Source organism: Pseudoalteromonas sp. SR43-2, from assembly GCF_014163885.1.
GTDB lineage: Bacteria > Pseudomonadota > Gammaproteobacteria > Enterobacterales > Alteromonadaceae > Pseudoalteromonas > Pseudoalteromonas distincta.
Genome location: NZ_JACJED010000002.1, coordinates 24,945 through 42,887 on the forward strand (window position 1 = coordinate 24,945; position 17,943 = coordinate 42,887).

Genomic DNA, 17,943 nt, shown 5'->3' on the forward strand with positions numbered 1-17,943 from the left:
GGATGTTTGATCACCCTAATTGGTATTTATACCAATTGTATTAAATTGGTATTATTCCTGCTCACAACTACAAAGCAGTGGATGCTCGTTATCCCGTGAGTAACGGTTAACTTGTTCAACTTTGGTGTAGGCAACATCGGCGCTGTAAACACCGCAAATACCCTTACCTTTTTCATGAACCTGAAGCATCACATCGGTTGCTCTATCGCTATCCATATTAAAAAACGTCGTTAAAACTTCAATTACGAAGTCCATCGGCGTGTAGTCGTCGTTATTTAAAACAACTTTATATTTTCGCGGCGGCTGTAGCTTTTGCTTTTCACTGTCGCGAACTGTGTCGATAACACCTGAATCTTTCATACCACTCATAATTAAATATAGTCTTGTCTTTGTAACTCAAGCAAACTTGAATAAAAAATAAATAAAATGTTAAAAAATAACTCAAAACACTTGACTGATTGGCTAAATAAACTACAGTCAAACATAGATTGATTAAACCTTAGTCAGTCTAGCAAATTATACGGTTTAGAATAACTAAATTAGTCAACTTATTGAAGGATGTAGAAGTATGGCTTGTGGTAAAGTTAAATGGTTCAACAACGCCAAAGGTTTTGGTTTCATCGTAGAAGACGGCTGCGAGAATGATATCTTCGCTCATTACTCAACAATTGTAATGGACGGCTATAAAACGCTTAAAGCTGGTCAAGATGTAACATTCGAATTAGAACAAGGGCCTAAAGGCCTACACGCTAAAAATATTGCCCCAGATGGTGACATTATTGAGTGACGATTGTTTTGTTCGACTAAAGCGAGCGACCTTTTAAGATCCTCGCTTAATTCCTTAAGCATACTAACTTATCTCTTCTTCCCTTATTTATTGCCTCTTTTCATTCAAATTCAACCCTTTTCCTTGAATTTATTTTATATACCCCAATGTTCTAAGAGTTGATTGTTTAACTGCTTATTGGGCATGCTCAAACTCTAGCCCTTTTTATTTAAGCTTGTTACACTCTTGGTGCTAAAAATTGTGCATAACACCTTATCGCCTCTTTTATATGTACTAGGCTAAAGGCTGATTTATTTTTGTTGATTTTTTAGCTATAAATACGATTCCAGTTCGTCAGGTGTGACTATTCTGCTTTTATAAAAGAGCAACGCTGAGTACCAACACCTAACAAACTATTCATTACGAGCGTACGTGTTCATTAACTTGTTTAATAATATGTACTCACTCATAGGTAATGATTTTCTTTGCATTGTTGAATAAGACCTTATCGGTCGACTATCTAGGAATGATGATGACATCAAAAATTATCTATACAAAAACGGACGAAGCTCCGGCACTAGCAACTTATTCGTTGCTACCGATCATCCAAGCATATACAAATGCGGCCGGTGTTGAAGTTGAAACTCGCGACATTTCATTAGCAGGTCGTGTAATTGCTAGCTTCCCTGATTATTTAACAGAAGAACAACGCATTGGTGATGCACTTGCTGAACTTGGCGAGCTTGCTAAAACACCAGAAGCAAACATCATCAAATTACCAAACATCAGTGCATCTGTACCACAGCTTCGCGCTGTAATTAAAGAGCTTCAAGCAAAAGGTTACGCTCTTCCAGAATACCCTGTTGAACCTAAAAATGATGAAGAAAAAGCAATTCAAGCGGCTTACGACAAAATTAAAGGCAGTGCAGTAAACCCTGTACTACGTGAAGGTAACTCAGATCGTCGCGCGCCAGGCTCTGTAAAAGAATATGCACGTAACAACCCACATTCAATGGGTGCGTGGAGCAAAGATTCTCAGTCTTACGTTGCAAGTATGAGCGAAGGCGATTTCTTCGGTTCAGAAAAATCAGTAACTGTTGATACAGCCACTGATGTGCGTATTGAACATGTTGCAACTAACGGTGACGTTACTGTTCTTAAACAAAGCACACCTCTTTTAGCTGGCGAAGTTATTGATGCATCAAGCATTAGCGCTTCTAAGCTTCAAGCTTTCTTAGCTGCAGAAATTGACGCTGCTAAAGAAAAAGGTGTTTTGTTCTCGCTTCACATGAAAGCGACAATGATGAAAGTATCTGATCCAATCATCTTCGGTCACGCTGTAAAAGTATTCTACAAAGATGTATTTGCTAAACACGGTGAGCTTTTTGAAGAGCTAGGTGTTGATGTAAATAATGGTTTAGGCGACGTATATTCTAAAATTCAAACATTAGACGATGCTAAGCGCGAAGAAATCGAAGCAGACATTCAAGCTGTTTACGCTAACCGCCCTGCTATTGCTATGGTTGATTCTGACCGTGGTATTACAAATTTACACGTACCAAGTGACGTGATCATCGATGCATCTATGCCTGCAGCAATCCGTTCAAGCGGTCAAATGTGGAATAACGATGGTAAATTACAAGACACTAGCTTTGTAATTCCTGATCGTTGTTACTCAAGTGTTTACCAAGCAACTATCGATTTTTGTAAAGAAAATGGCGCGTTTGATCCAACAACAATGGGTAGCGTTCCAAACGTTGGCCTTATGGCTCAAAAAGCTGAAGAATACGGTTCACACGACAAAACATTTGAAGCAAAAGCGGACGGTTCTATCCGTGTTGTTGATGCAAATGGTAATACATTACTTGAGCACAATGTTGAGCAAGGCGATATCTGGCGTATGTGTCAGGTTAAAGACGCACCAATTCAAGATTGGGTTAAGCTTGCAGTAAATCGTGCACGCGCAACAGGCGTTCCAGCTATTTTCTGGTTAGACGAAAACCGTGCACATGATGCGCAGCTAATCAAAAAAGTAAATAAATACCTACCAGATCACGATACAGCTGGCCTAGATATTCAAATTTTAGCACCGCTTGAAGCAACATTGTTCTCACTAGCACGTATTAAAGAAGGTAAAGACACGATTTCTGTAACAGGTAACGTACTACGTGATTACCTTACAGATTTATTCCCAATTTTAGAGTTGGGTACGAGTGCTAAAATGCTTTCAATTGTTCCACTTATGAACGGTGGTGGATTATTTGAAACTGGCGCGGGTGGTTCTGCACCTAAGCATGTTCAACAATTCGAAAAAGAAAACCACTTACGTTGGGATTCTTTAGGTGAATTTTTAGCACTTGCTGCATCACTTGAGCACTTAAGCGTAACTGCTGGTAACAACAAGGCACAAGTACTTGCTGATACCCTAGATAAAGCAACAGGTACGTTCCTAGCTGAAAACAAATCGCCGTCACGTAAAGTGAAAGAAATTGATAACCGTGGTTCTCATTTCTTCCTATCTTTATTCTGGGCACAAGAACTTGCTAAGCAAAATGATGACAGTGAACTTAAAGCACAGTTTACTCAAATCGCTAGTGACCTTGAGTCTAATAAAGAGCAAATCGTAAGTGAACTTAACGATGCGCAAGGCCCTGCAGTTGATTTAGGCGGTTACTTCCAGCCTAACGATGATGCAGCCTTTAAAGCAATGCGTCCAAGCACTACATTTAACGATATTCTTGCTAAATTAGTATAAATATCGGTTTAAATTTAAAAGCCGCTTACTTGTAAAAGTAAGCGGCTTTTTTATGTCTAAACTTTACAAAAAAAGCCGCTATTTATAAAATAGCGGCCTTTGAATAATTAAATTTAATTAATTAATTAGTATCATACCAATTCGCTTAATTAAGTGATCAACTTTGAGGCAAGAAAATCTTGTCGATAACAAGGCAAAAATTTCGTTATTTAGTTGCTCTATATCAGAAATTTTTAACGCAGTTACCGTCAGATTTAATCCCTCAAATTGATTAAGTATTATTGCGGGTTGGTATATGCACGTGGCATTTTTGAATCTGTCGTATAACGGTCACGCAGTTTATCTTGACGAGATTGTGTAGAAACCTCAACGCCATTAATAAACATTTTGCTCACATGGCTGCTTAACTCAAACGGGTCATTACTCCATATTACTACATCAGCAGCTTTGCCAACTTCAAGACTACCTGCATTAATGCCAAATACATCAGCAACGTTTGATGTAAGCGCTTTTAACGCACCTTCTTGGCTCATACCGTACGACACAGCATTACCAGCATCAAAACGCAGCTGATAAATATTGTGACTTGCATCACCACCTACCGTTAATAATACTTTAACGCCTGCTTTTTCAAGCACACTTGCATTATCTAAACTCGCATGAAGTGAATCAAAGCTTCCTGGTAAGCTATCCATTGCACTAATAATTACTGGGATATTTGCTTTAGCAACGCGCTCTTTTACTACAACAGCATCTTGCGCACCATTAAGTACTAGGTTAATACCAAATTGCTCTTTTACTTTAATTAGCTCAATAATATCCGCCGCACGCGAAACGCCAACCACTAATGGCATTTCACCACTGAGTACTTTAGCCATTACTTTATCTTCAGTACTTGGCTTGTCATCGTCTTTTTTCGCTTTTTTACCAGCTTTAGTTTTGTGCTCATCAAGCTTATTAATAAGTGTTTGCAAAGTAAAAGCACGTGAGCCTTTACTACGCTCACCTAAGTAAACAATTAAAGCCGCTTGTTTTTGCATGTCGCTGTCAAAACTACCACTTAAATCAACAACACTCGCAAGGCCTGAAAAAATGCTATCGCCGCTATGGGGAGTAATTACATCGCGTGTTACGCCGCCTTTACGAGCGTAAGGAATTAAGCTTGAATGTGCGTTGTAAGCAAGGCTTACATCAAAATCAATACCGGCTTTTTCTTCACCTGCATCGCGTGAGCCTGCAACTGCACTTACTTCAACTAAACCAAGTTGATTAATACTTGCTATAAAGCCAGGGGTTACAATTTGCCCCTTTGCATCAATAATTTGATCTACTTTAATTTCAGTTGGGTTAATCGCTGTGATTTTACCATCTGTCATTACAATGCTTGCCGCTTCTAATACACCTTGATCAGAAGACGTATGCAATGTTGCATTAATAATTGCTAGTGATTGTGCGCTTACAGCACCAGATGCTAATAATCCTGCAGCAACCAGAGAAAGCGAAAACGAACGTGATAAATTTTTCATTCTGGGTGCTCCTTATTGTTGACCTAACATAAAATCACTTGTTGCTTGGTACGCGCTGTCGTTTCTATCGTAAACCTTTGCACCATCAACAAACACTTGTTCAGCTTTAGCATAGACACTAAATGGGCTTTGATTCCAAATAACAACATCGCCCTGCTTACCCGCTTCTAGTGAACCTGTTTTGTCATCAATACCTAGCGATTTAGCAGCGTTAGACGTGATCCATTTAATAGCGTGTTGCTCAGAAATATCAAAACCATTTTCGTTAGCTCGGTACATCACCTTGCCCGCTTCTTGGTTTAAACGCTGAATAGTAGTATCTGAATCTGAGTGAACAACTGCACACGAGTTTTTAACCGCATCAACAATAGCAACGTTTTCTTGAACCATGTCGTAGGCTTCCATTTTAAAGCCCCACCAGTCTGGCCAAAGTGCAGCACACGAACTATTTTGCGCAAGTAAGTCAGCAATTTTATATGCTTCTACACCGTGATGAAAAGTACCTGCGTGGTAACCAAATTCTTTTGACAGGTCAATCATCATTGCCATTTCTTCAGCTTTATAACAATGATTATGAATACGTACTTCGCCTTCAAGCACACCGCGAAGCGTATCGTGTTTAATATCACGTACTGGCGCTTCTGGGTTTAAACCGGCTTCATAATCGGCATCGTATTTATCCCATGCACGTTTGTACTCAGCGGCTTCAGCCCATGCCATACGGTAACCAGCCATATTACCCATACGGGTTGAAGGCAATACACCTTGACGACCATAAACACGTTTAGGGTTTTCACCACACGCCATTTTTAAACCATACGGCGCCTCTGGAAATTTCATCCCTTGCATAGTGTGCGCTGGTACGTTTTTAAGCGTAACGCCGCGTCCACCAAATAAGTTAGCTGAGCCTGGTAAAATTTGTAGAGAAGTAATGCCGCCTTCGCGTGCACGATTAAAGCCTGGATCTTGTGGCCAAACAGAATGCTCAACCCACACTTCTGCAGTGTTAGGGCTGGTCATTTCGTTACCATCTTGATGCGACTCGACCGAAGGACTTGGGTATGCGCCTAAATGTGAATGTACGTCAATAATACCCGGTGTTACCCATTTTCCTTGTGCATCAATTGTTATATCAGCAGTGGCTGTTAAGTCTTTACCTACTTGTTGTACTTTACCATCAACAAGTAATACATCAGCCTCATCTAAACGCTCACCAGTACCGGTAAGTACTGTTGCATTTGTAATAAGAGTGCTTGATGTAGAAATTGGCTGATAAGTACTTGGGTAAGGATTTTTGTTAATTGTTATTTTATCGTCTTGTGGGCCGTTTTCTTGGCAGCCTACAAGTGCAGCAGCTAAGCCAACCGCTAATAAAGAAGGTGCAAATTTTTGCATGTTGTTTGGATCTCCTGTTTTTTTGCTACTTTAGCGAAAGCTAAGGAATAAAGCCAAAAAAACAGGTGAAAACGCAGTTAATTAAGATGAATTTCTGTAATTATTTCTTTATATAATTGTTATATAGCTTTTCAAGCGCACCTTCGGTGGTAAGCGAGGGATCTTTACTAATAAAGTGCTTAACCGTACGCGTTACAAAATCAGAGTTTTGCTTATGTAGCTTAGAAAAATCTTTAATAAGTGTATTACCATCTTTAGCCGCCGTTACTTTGTCATGACGATGACGATACTGGCTCAATGCTTTATTAAAATCGCCTTGATAGTCTTCAACCAAAATTTTATAAAAGTCGCTTTTTTGAACATTTAAATCGTTAATGCAGTAATTTAGCGCCTCTTTAAAGTCGGTAAATATCATGCCTTCTACATCAAACTCTTTTGTTTTTTCGCGCACTGCTACTTTGGCATCTTCTGTGGCATAGCTAAAACCCGTAAAGGCTAAACGCTCAGCGGCTTCTTTGCCTAATTTCATACCCGCCTGAATACTATGGGCAAACTCGTCGCTCATGTCGCCAAGTTCGCTTTCTTCCCACATGTTATAAACGCGCAGTGGTTTAGCATATTTATTTGAGAGCTTTTTTTTAAGCTTGGTAAAGCGCTCATCAATCGTCATCAGTCTTTCGTTATGTAAAAGTGCGTGGCACTCATAACACGCAGGGATAGAGATAAAGTCAGCCTCTTCACCCAAATCAACGATACTTTGTAGCATATGCAGTGGCGGACAATGATCGCGCTCTGTCGCTTCACAGCCACAATAAAAACACTGATTAAAATGCTGCTGATCGCAAGCGTATGCTTGCTGATAATAACTGGCTAACGTTTTGCTCACCGTTACTCCTAAAAAAACACGACTAAATTATGGGGGCGATAATAACAGCCTGAAAAAATAAGTTATACCAATTGCATTAAATTAGTGCTCTATTATTTCGCTAAGAAAATAGTGCAATAACAGGCACAAATAACAACGTGTAGTTATTCTATACAAATAATTTTTAACGCAGTAAGTACACTATTTAATGCAATAGAATGATTATGTTTTTTATTAGTCGCTAGATTTAAATAACGGCCGCTATTAAACCAAATAAACCACCAAACACACCGCCCCATACTACAAGCCAACCTAGGTGCTCGCGGATCATGGTCTGAATAATCTCTTTAACCATTTTAGGAGTAAGCTCATCCAAGCGCTCATCAACTAGTTTAAGCACCGTTTTATGTAGGCTTTCTGCGCTATTACCTTGTGAAAGTGTTTGGCTTACTAATGCTTTAAAGCCGTCAGTTTGAGAAATCTCACTAAGCGACAACTGCATTTTTTCAATAAACTTTTCACGCATCGGCTCTATTGCCGCTCTACCGCCAAACATTCCTAGCATACTACCAAACTGAGACTGCTCTATTACCTCTAACAAATTGTCGAATGCAGGGTTTAAATCAACATTGCTAATTATTGGCTCAAAGTCGATATTAGGCTGCGCTTTATTGAGTAAATTATTAATTTTTTGCTCTGAAAAAAACTCCGTTAATATCAGGTTTCGTATAGCTACTTTAAAGCTTTCAAACTTAAGCGCTATAACTCCAGAACCATATAAAAACGGGACTTTTTCGAATAACATATGAATAGCTAATAAATTAGTTACCGCGCCAGAAAGTGCAAATAAACCAACAGACAACACAATTGCTTGGTTAAACATAAAACCTACAACAACACATAAACCCGCTAGCAAATTGGTTATTAAACTTTTGTTCATTTTAACTCCACTACAGTAAGTGTAATTTTATTCAATATAGCCGTTAATTTTACAACGTTTAGATTGTTAAATTAATACCTTTTTGCCATAGTTTAAGTATCTGTTTAAAAGGCGAGCAATTGTTATGTGGAAAACAGTAAATGAGCACATCAGCCAAGCCATTAATTTTGACTTTAAGCACACCTACAAACGCCAATTACAAAGTACAAACACCGACAAACTATTTCATATTACCAATGGTACGCATAACTACTTCGTTAAAATAGCACTAAAAAGCGAGCTCGAACGTTTAGAAAGTGAATTTATTGGCTTAAAGCTTTTGGCTCAAAATAGTAATTTTAAAGTACCAGAATGTATTACAACTGGTGCAAATATAGAGTTTTCGTTTATTGTTTTACAATGGCTTGTTTTAGATAAACAACCCCACGACACGTGGACTAATATGGGGCGCAACCTCGCTAAAATGCATCAAAAACATGACCAAGCTATGTTTGGCTTTGATGTAGACAATTACCTAGCCACGACCATACAGCCAAACCGCTGGCACAAAAAGTGGGATGTATTTTACGCCGAAGAGCGTATAGGGTGGCAATTACAACTACTCGCTGAAAAAGGCATTAACTTTATTAAGCCCGAACGCTTAATTAATACCGTAAAAGAGCAACTACATAGTCATCAAGTACAACCTTCATTACTACATGGCGATTTTTGGCGTGGCAATATGGGATTTTTAAAAGCAGAACCAACAATATTTAACCCTGCCTGCTATTATGGTGATCGGGAAGTGGATATTGCAATGAGCGAACTATTTGCCCCACTGCCTAAAGACTTTTATAGCGCCTATAATGCGCACTACCCGCTTTCTCAAAATTACGAAAAACGTAAGTTAATATACCAGCTATACCCCATTTTAAATCATGCCAACATCTTTGCCGGTCACTATCTTACTGAAGCTAAACAACATATAGAAAAGCTGGTATTTGAAGATATAAAATAAGTGTCATAAGCTGCATTTGAGCACTATATTTAATGAGTAAGTAGACGTTCATCTGTAAGCGATTAAGTTGAACCTAACTTAATTATTTATAACTGGAGTGATTATGAAAGATTTTTTATCACAACGAATAACGTGCCCACACTGCGGACACCACATACATCTAGACTTAGACGCAAGCAGCGGCGATCAAGACTATATAGAAGATTGCACTGCCTGTTGTAACCCAATTCATTTAAATATGCATATAGACCATGCTAACAATAAATTGGAGCTACACGTAGACAGTGACGACGAACAAATATTTTAACTTAAGCCTGATGGCGTAAGTAGTTCTCTACCGTATTTACAATAGTGTAAGTTTGCTGATCAACTTCAATATTAAACTTGTCACCCACTTGCGCTGCACCAATGTTTGTAATGGCGAGCGTTTCCGGAATTAGGTGTATCCAAAAACCTTGTTCATCAACTTCGCCTACGGTTAAGCTTGCGCCATTTATAGCAACAAAGCCTTTATATAACACATACTTTTTCCACTCTTTTGGCAAGCTTAATTGTATTTTACAGTTATTCTCAAGTTTCACTATTTGAGAGATTTGTGACGTACAATGAATATGCCCAGACACTATATGCCCACCTAGCTCAGTACCAAACGTAACAGAGCGTTCGTAATTTACTAAACTACCTAGCTCAAGCAAGCCTAAATTAGTTAACTTTAGAGTTTCGTCAATCACATCAAAATGCACTTGCGCCACCACATCATGATTACTTAGCTCAACTTGCACAACCGTTAAACAACAGCCATTAATAGCAATACTTGCGCCTAAATCTAAATGTTTAACGTACTCATCGCTCACCGATACAACTAAGCGTAACACACCATCAGCTTGAGTTTTAGAGACCACTGTTGCTTGTGTTTGCACTATTCCTGTAAACATAAAATCACTTAAAATTATTACAAAGTGCTAGTTTAACGTATCAACTCATAAAATCATTCACTACTGTGATTTTTATTTGAAACGCAATAGATTACAATTGCCGCCTGTTTTATTTAATAGCTTTTTTTATGACCTTTTGCAATTGGGAAGCCAAGCGTTTACTTTCCCTAGCCTTACCTGTTTTTTTAGCGCAAGTTACACTTATCTTAATGTCGGTAGTCGACACAATTATGGCCGGCCAAGTTAGCCCTACTGACTTAGCTGCACTTTCTATTGCAACAGGAATATGGAACCCATTATTACTTGCTCTGCAAGGTATTTTATTAGCGCTTACTGGTATTATTGCGCAGTTTTCGGGCAGCGATGATCGCAAAGGCATTAGCCACTATTTTCAACAAGCGCTTTATTTAACCGCTATTTTAAGCTTTACAGGTTTTGGTATTGCCCATTTAGCATATGCCATTATTTTAAAGCTCGATACAACGCCTGCTATTGCAAGCCTTGCCATTGACTACATCCATTTTGTGAAATGGGGTGTGTTTGGATTTTTAATTTTTACAGTATACAGAAACGTTACCGAGGGCATGGGGATGACCAAACCCGCCTTTTATATAAGCCTATTAGGTTTAGCCGTTAATATTCCAGTAAATTATATTTTCATAAACGGCTTATTTGGTTTTCCTGCTTATGGCGGCGCAGGCTGTGGCATTGCCACAGCAATTGTTTTAACTGTTATGGCAATAGCACAAGTTACTTACTGCCAAATGAGTAAAAAGGTAGATGCTAAAGGCATGCTTTCATCATTCGAAAAACCTAATTTCACTACCATTGGTATTATTACTAAGCTAGGTATACCAATTTCACTTGCCACCTTTTTTGAAGTCACTTTATTTGCGTGTATACCGCTATTTATTGCGCATTTAGGTGCAGTGGCTGTATCGGGGCATCAAATAGCAGCGAGTGTAACTACATTGCTGTTTATGATGCCGCTAAGCCTCTCTATTGCTATAAGTATTCGTATTGGTAATCTATATGGTCAAAATAATTTACAGCAGTTAAAAGTTGCCGTATCGACTAGTTACATATTAGCTATTGTAATTGCACTATTTTTGGCACTTATGACTTTTACAGGTCGTGATTTAATTAGCCAACTTTATACCGACAGCCCCGCTGTAATGGCTCTGGCTTCATCAATTATGATACTAGCGTGTGTCTACCAGTTACCCGATGCATTACAGGTTGCTGCAAATGGCATGCTTCGTGGGTTAAAATACACCACGCCTATATCGTATATTACGTTTATATCGTATTGGTTAATCGGCTTTTGTTTAGGTTACGTATTGGCAAGAACAGACATAATTGTGCCAGCTATGGGGCCGCATGGCTTTTGGGTTGGAATAATAGTAGGCCTTAGCGTCGCTGCTATTTTATTAATGCTAACAGTAAGAAAGCGTCTAAAATATGAATTTGCTAACAGTGATACACTCAATCAAAACTAATAAGCTCAGCCTTAAAACATTACCAGCTGCTTTGCTGGTAATGTGTTTTTTAATGCTTACTGGCTGCAACAAACCACAAAGTACTGTAAACGCTACTTATATTGAACGCTTAAGTAGCACAGTTAATGCAAGTCCAACACAGCCTACGCCGCTCAAGCAACTCCCTTTACTGCAGCCTCCCCCAATAGCACAAAGTGACTTAACACTGAGTATTGTGGAGCTTGCAGGCATTAGCCAATGTAAGCTTAACGTGCTTATAAGTGAGCACAATAACCAATTAGGAAAAACAGCCAGCGCTGCTGGGCAATTAAAATATCAAATAAACTTTATTAAAAGTGCGCAGGTTTGCTTAAATACGCTTGATAAAAATAGCCCTAGTTACACAAAAATACTCGCAGCCAAAAACTATAAAGAAACACACCTAATGTACTTTTTTAATACCATGTTATTTAAAGAACCTGAGTTAAATCGTACCTGGCAACTCACCACAAACGAGCTCACTACTGAACCAGCTGGTTTTAGCGATACCGTATTTGCGCTAAAGCAACTTGTAATCATTAAACAGCAAATTAAGGCTAAAGAGTTTAGTACAATTAATAGCGATTCTATTTTTAGCGCACTCGAGCAGCTTAATAAATTTCAATTTAACCAAGCACTCATTCAATCAGTCCGTATGCAGGTCGTGTTAAATAACAACGCCACACAGTTTGTAAAAACACTAAACTTTAATACGCTGTGCCCAGTGGATAAAAATAATAAAAACGCAAAAATCATAAGCAACGTATTTCAAAAGTTTTACCTAAAAGAAATTCAGCCCTATCAAGCGCAATTAACTGGTTATCTAGAGGCACTACAACCGCTTTATAACGAGCTTTGGTTTAACGAAAGTATCTCAAGTCCTCAAATTAATAACTTAGTCAAAACGGGCTCGACCAGTAACTTACTGAACTTACTTAAAAGCTCAGCTAAAAAACATGTGGTTTGGTGGCAAGGTTTTTATAAAACGTGTGAAATAAGCCCAATATGAATAAAAAAACGGCAAATAAACTCAAAAACAACAAACTTGCTTGATTCACCAACCGCCACGCTATATATTAGCCGCCGTTGTTAAGCAATTAACACTTACTTAAATAAAGTAATACGACTGTAGCTCAGTTGGTTAGAGCACTACCTTGACATGGTAGGGGTCGGTGGTTCGAATCCACTCAGTCGTACCAACATTTAAGAACCCTAAAAAAATTGTACGACCGTAGCTCAGCTGGTTAGAGCGCTACCTTGACATGGTAGAGGTCGGTGGTTCGAATCCACTCGGTCGTACCAATTAAACTCTATATTTCAAACAGTTAAAAAACCCTATTCAATATACCCATTTAATTTTTTGTTAAAAATTAAATTCTTAGCTTTTTATTATTTTGTATTCAAAATTTAAAAATAACGAGAGTCAAGCCTTAAAAGATCATCCTAAAAATTACAGTTATTATCGATTTGTGCCCAAACTAGTGCCCAAGCGCCCAAAGCACATTTTTAGCTCTTTAATCCACCTCAAAATTAGACCCCCACCCCTGATAATTACAAGTCAAATTATAAGATTGAATGGCAATGTATAAATACAGCACAACAGGGAATGACAGCTCTAGGCTATCTGCTCTACTTCTACTAGCGTAAAGTAAGGAAACACACCGCATACTATTGAACACAACTGGTAAGCTAAAGCTTTATACCAGTGATTTATAGCTATAATAAAAAGATTCAAGTAAGTATCACCGGCTAACAAACGCTCCTAGCACATATACAAGAGGCGCATTCCAATTAATTGCCACTTCGTTCGTTGAATAACTACACCAGCTATCGCTGTATGATTTTGCAGGTTCGTTGGAATCATAGTTACACTCATCCTGCTGCCCAGCTTGGGGACCGCCAACTAACATACCTGGTACTGGAGCTGTAATGCCATCACTTTGTGAAATTCGATGATGCGGGTTTTGTGGTGTTTTATCACCAAAACCAGTAACAAACGAATATCCTGTTGGGTTGCGTCCTAGAATGTAATCAACAAGCCCTTGCGCAGCCTTTAAGTACTGCGAATTATTATTTAACTCAGCGGCTTGTAGCAAAATTATCGCTTTATTTAACGCTGCTGAATTACTTCCCCACACAAAGTCAGACTTTTCCATCGCAACAATATATGGGCTATTTTTATGTTGTTTTAAATACACATCAGCTAAGTGTTTTTGCTTTATTTTAAGATCTTCGTATTCTTGTTCACTCAATAAATCTTTTGCTTTAAACAGTAAACTGCTTATAGAAAGATACGATACATTTCTCCATGAAGGAGCTGAATAATGAATATTTATCTCTTTGTAAGTATTATAAAAACCTTTATCTCTAGTTGTTATAAATAACTCTGCAGCGGCCCAAGCAAACTCATCTTTTAGCTGATTATCACCATACTCTCCACTTTTAATATCATCAGGTTGCTCATAATATTGGGTTTGATTTTCAAGCGAGTACTTCCATGCGTTAATTGCAGCCGCTAAATATTGCTTACTTTTATTGGGATAATAGGGAGCAATTACTCTACTGGCCACCGATAACGTCGCGGCAAAATCAAGGCTAGCCGCTGTGCTTTTTCCTATCATGTAGCGCGCTCTTTTATCTTCATGCGGCATTTCATAGCCTGGCCATTCACGCGTTGTGAGTTTATGATAAACCCCCCCATCATCGCTTTGCATAGTGATCAGCCATTCAAGGTTCCATAGTGCTTCGTTTATAATATCGGGGACGTCATCTGACGATTCAGGGATGTTTAATATTTGCTTTTGATACACTTCAGGGTAGTGCTCAAACGCCGCAAGTAATGTGTACGTGGTAATACCAGAATTAACAACATACTTGCCATAATCGCCCGCATCGTACCAGCCTTTTTGAGATTGCACCTCTTTCGCTTTAAAGTCATCGCCTTGCTCTGCTGATGAGTGATAAAGCACGTCGCCGTCTTTATGCCCTAAAGGCCGCGCATAAATACCTGCATACTTTTTCTCTATTACAATACTTGAACGATTTAAGTAATAGTATTTTAACGCCGCTGTATGAATCGAGTCATATACATGATTATTAATTGAGAATACGGCAGAATCTCTCACTCCTTTTACACGTAAAAGGTAATCTCCTGGCGTTACAATATCTGTAAATACAGCGCGTTTAAAGGTGTCATTTCCTGAGTTGTCCCACATTTTAGCGTGTGATAACTGGCCGCTACGTATTATTTTATTAGTATTTACATCCACTAAATCATAAGTAGTAGCGGTTACATTTGGCACTATTGCTATTTTTTCGCTATTAACTAAATAACCAAGCTGATTAACTGCTATTTTTTGATTAGATGACTCTGTGCTCAGTTTACTAAAATCATCTTTTACTACCGCCGTGCATGCACTCAAGAAAAGCACAGCGATTAACGTTAATTTTAAAACAACATTTTTCATAATGCCCTTTCCGTATGTGCATAAATTCAAGCGAAAATACAACAAGGGTGCACTAATATGCACCCTTTGCCATTTATTCACCGCATTTTATATTAGCTGTTTCCTTTGCTTTAGGTTCAAATTGAACATTAGCAACGCGTACTTTAGCTGCGCCTTCACTTGATAAAACAAATGGCGCACTAGAGCGTTCAAATTCAACTCCCTTATTAGCAAAACACAATAGGTCTATCGATACTTTATTCCATGTACTTAATTTAAATTCTTTAATAATAGGCGCTATGTCAAACGAACCACACTTGCTTTTACCACAGCCCATTTGAACATTTAACGTTTTTTCTGGGTAGGCTTCTACACGCACATCGAATGTCAAGGCACTTTTATTGATTAAGTACTGCGATAAATCCTCTCTGTACCATGTTGAGCTAATTAATGCAGAAGCATGATTACTGCCAGTCCAAGTGAATTCTTTTGCGTCTCCTTGAATTTCCTTGTCAGCTTCAATCATACTTAAGCCTTGAATTTTACCGACCGGAGTTTGGATATCCTTTGTTTCTTGCTCTGTTTGCAATTGATAGTTCCAATCACCTTTTGCCCTCCCCTGCATAATTACATAGGGTGTATTAGTGGGTACTTCAAATACAAAATCATTGTGAGTATTTAACTTACCAAGATTTACATTATCCTTGTAAGTTAAACCAAATCCATAAGCAAATAATGGGTCGTACGGTTTGTCGAATCTATTTAATACAACTTGCGACGCGTATTTAGGCCATGAAAAAGAAAGCTTACCTTTGAAGTCATACTCGATATTTCCTTTTTTATTGGTAAATAACACGTCAGCTACACCTACGCCTTCACTACCTGGAAGCCAAGCAGCAACAAACGAATCAGATGCGTTGATTTCTCTATTAACCCAAAGTGGCCGGCCAGATAAAAATACAGATACCACTTTTATGCCCTTTGATTTTAATGACTCGATTAATTTAGCGTCACGATGAGAGTGAGCCTGATAAGCTATTGATTTCAAGTCACCAATCCACTCTGCGTATGGGTTTTCACCAAATACAACAATAGCTACATCGGGTTTTTCATCAAAGCTTCCATCAGGGCTTAATACAGCCTTACCACCGGCTTTGTTTACCACCTGCTCAATACCATCAAAAATTGATGTGCCTCCAGGAAAATCAGACTTTACATTACCCTCACCAGTCCAATTAATCGTCCAACCGCCAGTTTGCTTACTCATATTATCAGCGCCGTCACCAGCAACTAAAACTTTACTATTTGGGCTAAGCGGTAACAAATTATTATTGTTTTTCAGCAGTACTAAAGATTCTCGTACAGCTTGCCTTGCAATCGCCTTGTGTTCAGGAGCACCTAATAATTGTTTTTGGTTTGCGTATTTACGCTTTGATGGAAGTCCTTTATTGAATAGCCCCGAACGCATTTTTACGCGCAAAATACGCCTAACGGCATCGTCAATACGTTCAATGGGAATAATGCCATTTTCAACTTGCTCTATAGTATTACCTATAAAAGCTTTCCAGTCTTCGACTACCATAAACATATCAAGCCCAGCATTTACAGCCTGTGGACAGCTATCATTAGTACAGCCAGGTATTTTACTATGCGAATTCCAATCGCCTACAATAAAGCCATCAAAACCGAGTCGAGTTTTTAACACATCCGTAAGCAGATATTTACTGCCATGTAAACGCAGTCCATTCCACATATTATGCGAGGCCATAATACTTTGTACACCCGCTTTTATAGCCGGAAAATAAGCCGCAGCATGATTTTTAATTAAATCTTTTTCAGTTTCTCTATTATCGCCTTGATCAATCCCTTGATAAGTACCACCATCGCCTACCCAATGCTTAGCGGTAGAATAGATATGGTCGTCATCTAAAAAGTTAGATGTGTTTACTTTACCTTGCAGTCCTTCAATCATTTCTTTTGAATACAAAGCAACTATCTCTGAATCTTCAGAGTAGCTTTCATAGGTTCGCCCCCACCGATCATCTCTGGCAACTGCCAATGTAGGTGCAAAGGTCCAATCGATTCCTGCAAGGAGGACTTCTTTTGCTGTTGCTTCACCAATTTTATAAATTAACGCGGGGTTATGGGCTGCACCCAAACCAATATTATGAGGATATAAAGTAGCGCCAATAAATTTATTATTTCCATGTACGGCATCAATACCATACGTAACAGGAATAGCTAAACCACCAGCGGATGTATCCATTGAGGCTAAGTACAACTCATCCATAAACGACACCCAATCAGACACACTTGCATTGCGGTCATTATGCAAAAATGTACCCCCTCCATTTAAAACCGATCCTAAATGGTATTTTTTTACATCTTGCGGAGTGACCCATGTTATTTCTGCTTGAACCATTTGACCGACTTTTTGTTCAAGCGACATTTTATTTATTAAGCGTGTAATGTCAGCTTCTAGCGATGCATTTTTTTCTATTGCGGGTTTTTGTTTTGGCCATAGCGTTATATCATTTTTAGCAAATGCAGCTGAGCATGACATGCTCAAAAATGAGCCTAAAACAAATGAAGAATAAATATTTTTCATTAAATTGATAACCTGATACTTTGTTAGTGTGGCGAATAGTTTTATTACAAATACACTATAATGTCGTTCAAATAGAGGTTTTAGGCGTTCTAATACGTGTAATACACTTTATTTGAACGCTAAAACTGTTTTAAATATTTAAACTTGTTCGATAATACATACCCACACGAATGACACAGATGTGCCAAATAAG

The 17,943-nt window shown here is 38.5% G+C and carries 14 protein-coding genes and 2 tRNA genes; 8 read left to right on the forward strand and 8 right to left on the reverse strand.

Annotated features, from left to right (window positions below):
• Window positions 1-51 precede the first annotated feature (51 nt).
• Window positions 52-360, reverse strand: a complete 309-nt coding sequence (clpS, locus tag H5120_RS01805; RefSeq protein WP_021032429.1) for an ATP-dependent Clp protease adapter ClpS — start codon at window positions 358-360, stop codon at window positions 52-54.
• Window positions 361-568: 208 nt separating this feature from the next.
• Between clpS and cspD the strand changes: the two genes are divergently transcribed.
• A complete protein-coding gene (cspD, locus tag H5120_RS01810) occupies window positions 569-787 on the forward strand; it encodes a cold shock domain-containing protein CspD (protein WP_002962500.1) in 219 nt (72 codons plus the stop codon).
• 511 nt (window positions 788-1,298) lie between these two features.
• Complete coding sequence (locus H5120_RS01815; protein ID WP_182673394.1) at window positions 1,299-3,521, forward strand: NADP-dependent isocitrate dehydrogenase; 2,223 nt, start codon at window positions 1,299-1,301, stop codon at window positions 3,519-3,521.
• 278 nt (window positions 3,522-3,799) lie between these two features.
• Here the strand turns inward: H5120_RS01815 and H5120_RS01820 are convergent, their stop codons facing one another.
• The 4 genes from H5120_RS01820 to H5120_RS01835 form a co-directional block, all read right to left on the reverse strand.
• Entirely contained in the window at window positions 3,800-5,047 is a 1,248-nt protein-coding gene (locus tag H5120_RS01820; RefSeq protein WP_182673395.1) for an amidohydrolase family protein, read from the reverse strand.
• A gap of 12 nt (window positions 5,048-5,059) precedes the next feature.
• Window positions 5,060-6,442, reverse strand: a complete 1,383-nt coding sequence (locus H5120_RS01825; protein WP_182673396.1) for an amidohydrolase — start codon at window positions 6,440-6,442, stop codon at window positions 5,060-5,062.
• Between the two features lie 100 nt (window positions 6,443-6,542).
• Window positions 6,543-7,328, reverse strand: a complete 786-nt coding sequence (locus H5120_RS01830; RefSeq protein ID WP_002962505.1) for a hypothetical protein — start codon at window positions 7,326-7,328, stop codon at window positions 6,543-6,545.
• A 226-nt stretch (window positions 7,329-7,554) separates the two neighbouring features.
• Entirely contained in the window at window positions 7,555-8,247 is a 693-nt protein-coding gene (locus tag H5120_RS01835) for a DUF445 domain-containing protein (protein WP_182673397.1), read from the reverse strand.
• Window positions 8,248-8,371: 124 nt separating this feature from the next.
• Here H5120_RS01835 and H5120_RS01840 point away from each other — a divergent pair, with 124 nt between their 5' ends.
• Both H5120_RS01840 and H5120_RS01845 read left to right on the forward strand, forming a co-directional pair.
• Window positions 8,372-9,244, forward strand: coding sequence for a fructosamine kinase family protein (locus H5120_RS01840; RefSeq protein ID WP_182673398.1), 873 nt, complete (start codon window positions 8,372-8,374; stop codon window positions 9,242-9,244).
• 103 nt (window positions 9,245-9,347) lie between these two features.
• Entirely contained in the window at window positions 9,348-9,551 is a 204-nt protein-coding gene (locus tag H5120_RS01845) for a CPXCG motif-containing cysteine-rich protein (protein ID WP_002962509.1), read from the forward strand.
• 1 nt (window position 9,552) lies between these two features.
• Here H5120_RS01845 and H5120_RS01850 read toward each other — a convergent pair whose 3' ends face one another.
• Window positions 9,553-10,179, reverse strand: coding sequence for a riboflavin synthase subunit alpha (locus H5120_RS01850; protein WP_182673399.1), 627 nt, complete (start codon window positions 10,177-10,179; stop codon window positions 9,553-9,555).
• Window positions 10,180-10,307: 128 nt separating this feature from the next.
• On the opposite strand from H5120_RS01850, the gene H5120_RS01855 reads away from it, so the two are divergent.
• The 4 genes from H5120_RS01855 (at window position 10,308) to H5120_RS01870 (ending at window position 12,998) form a co-directional block, all read left to right on the forward strand.
• Entirely contained in the window at window positions 10,308-11,678 is a 1,371-nt protein-coding gene (locus tag H5120_RS01855) for an MATE family efflux transporter (RefSeq protein WP_182673400.1), read from the forward strand.
• A complete protein-coding gene (locus H5120_RS01860; RefSeq protein WP_182673401.1) occupies window positions 11,641-12,705 on the forward strand; it encodes a DUF3080 family protein in 1,065 nt (354 codons plus the stop codon). The genes H5120_RS01855 and H5120_RS01860 overlap by 38 nt, the downstream gene beginning before the upstream one ends.
• Before the next feature lie 113 nt (window positions 12,706-12,818).
• Window positions 12,819-12,895, forward strand: a tRNA-Val gene (locus tag H5120_RS01865).
• Window positions 12,896-12,921: 26 nt separating this feature from the next.
• A tRNA-Val gene (locus H5120_RS01870) sits at window positions 12,922-12,998 on the forward strand.
• A 440-nt stretch (window positions 12,999-13,438) separates the two neighbouring features.
• Here H5120_RS01870 and H5120_RS01875 read toward each other — a convergent pair.
• Window positions 13,439-15,163 carry a glycoside hydrolase family 9 protein gene (locus H5120_RS01875; protein ID WP_182673402.1) on the reverse strand — a complete coding sequence of 575 codons (1,725 nt, stop codon included), beginning with the start codon at window positions 15,161-15,163 and terminating at the stop codon, window positions 13,439-13,441.
• A gap of 73 nt (window positions 15,164-15,236) precedes the next feature.
• On the reverse strand, window positions 15,237-17,750 hold the full coding sequence (locus H5120_RS01880; RefSeq protein WP_182673403.1) for a glycoside hydrolase family 3 protein: 2,514 nt from the start codon (window positions 17,748-17,750) through the stop codon (window positions 15,237-15,239).
• Window positions 17,751-17,943 lie beyond the last annotated feature (193 nt).

Excerpts from the sequence above, each read along its gene's own strand:
- clpS (WP_021032429.1), bottom strand. The coding sequence starts at position 360 with ATGAAAGATTCAGGTGTTATCGACACAGTTCGCGACAGTGAAAAGCAA.
- cspD (WP_002962500.1), top strand. The coding sequence starts at position 569 with ATGGCTTGTGGTAAAGTTAAATGGTTCAACAACGCCAAAGGTTTTGGT.
- H5120_RS01815 (WP_182673394.1), top strand. The coding sequence starts at position 1,299 with ATGACATCAAAAATTATCTATACAAAAACGGACGAAGCTCCGGCACTA.
- H5120_RS01835 (WP_182673397.1), bottom strand. The coding sequence starts at position 8,247 with ATGAACAAAAGTTTAATAACCAATTTGCTAGCGGGTTTATGTGTTGTT.
- H5120_RS01875 (WP_182673402.1), bottom strand. The coding sequence starts at position 15,163 with ATGAAAAATGTTGTTTTAAAATTAACGTTAATCGCTGTGCTTTTCTTG.
- H5120_RS01855 (WP_182673400.1), top strand. The coding sequence starts at position 10,308 with ATGACCTTTTGCAATTGGGAAGCCAAGCGTTTACTTTCCCTAGCCTTA.
- H5120_RS01880 (WP_182673403.1), bottom strand. The coding sequence starts at position 17,750 with ATGAAAAATATTTATTCTTCATTTGTTTTAGGCTCATTTTTGAGCATG.
- H5120_RS01850 (WP_182673399.1), bottom strand. The coding sequence starts at position 10,179 with ATGTTTACAGGAATAGTGCAAACACAAGCAACAGTGGTCTCTAAAACT.
- H5120_RS01820 (WP_182673395.1), bottom strand. The coding sequence starts at position 5,047 with ATGAAAAATTTATCACGTTCGTTTTCGCTTTCTCTGGTTGCTGCAGGA.
- H5120_RS01840 (WP_182673398.1), top strand. The coding sequence starts at position 8,372 with ATGTGGAAAACAGTAAATGAGCACATCAGCCAAGCCATTAATTTTGAC.
- H5120_RS01825 (WP_182673396.1), bottom strand. The coding sequence starts at position 6,442 with ATGCAAAAATTTGCACCTTCTTTATTAGCGGTTGGCTTAGCTGCTGCA.
- H5120_RS01845 (WP_002962509.1), top strand. The coding sequence starts at position 9,348 with ATGAAAGATTTTTTATCACAACGAATAACGTGCCCACACTGCGGACAC.
- H5120_RS01860 (WP_182673401.1), top strand. The coding sequence starts at position 11,641 with ATGAATTTGCTAACAGTGATACACTCAATCAAAACTAATAAGCTCAGC.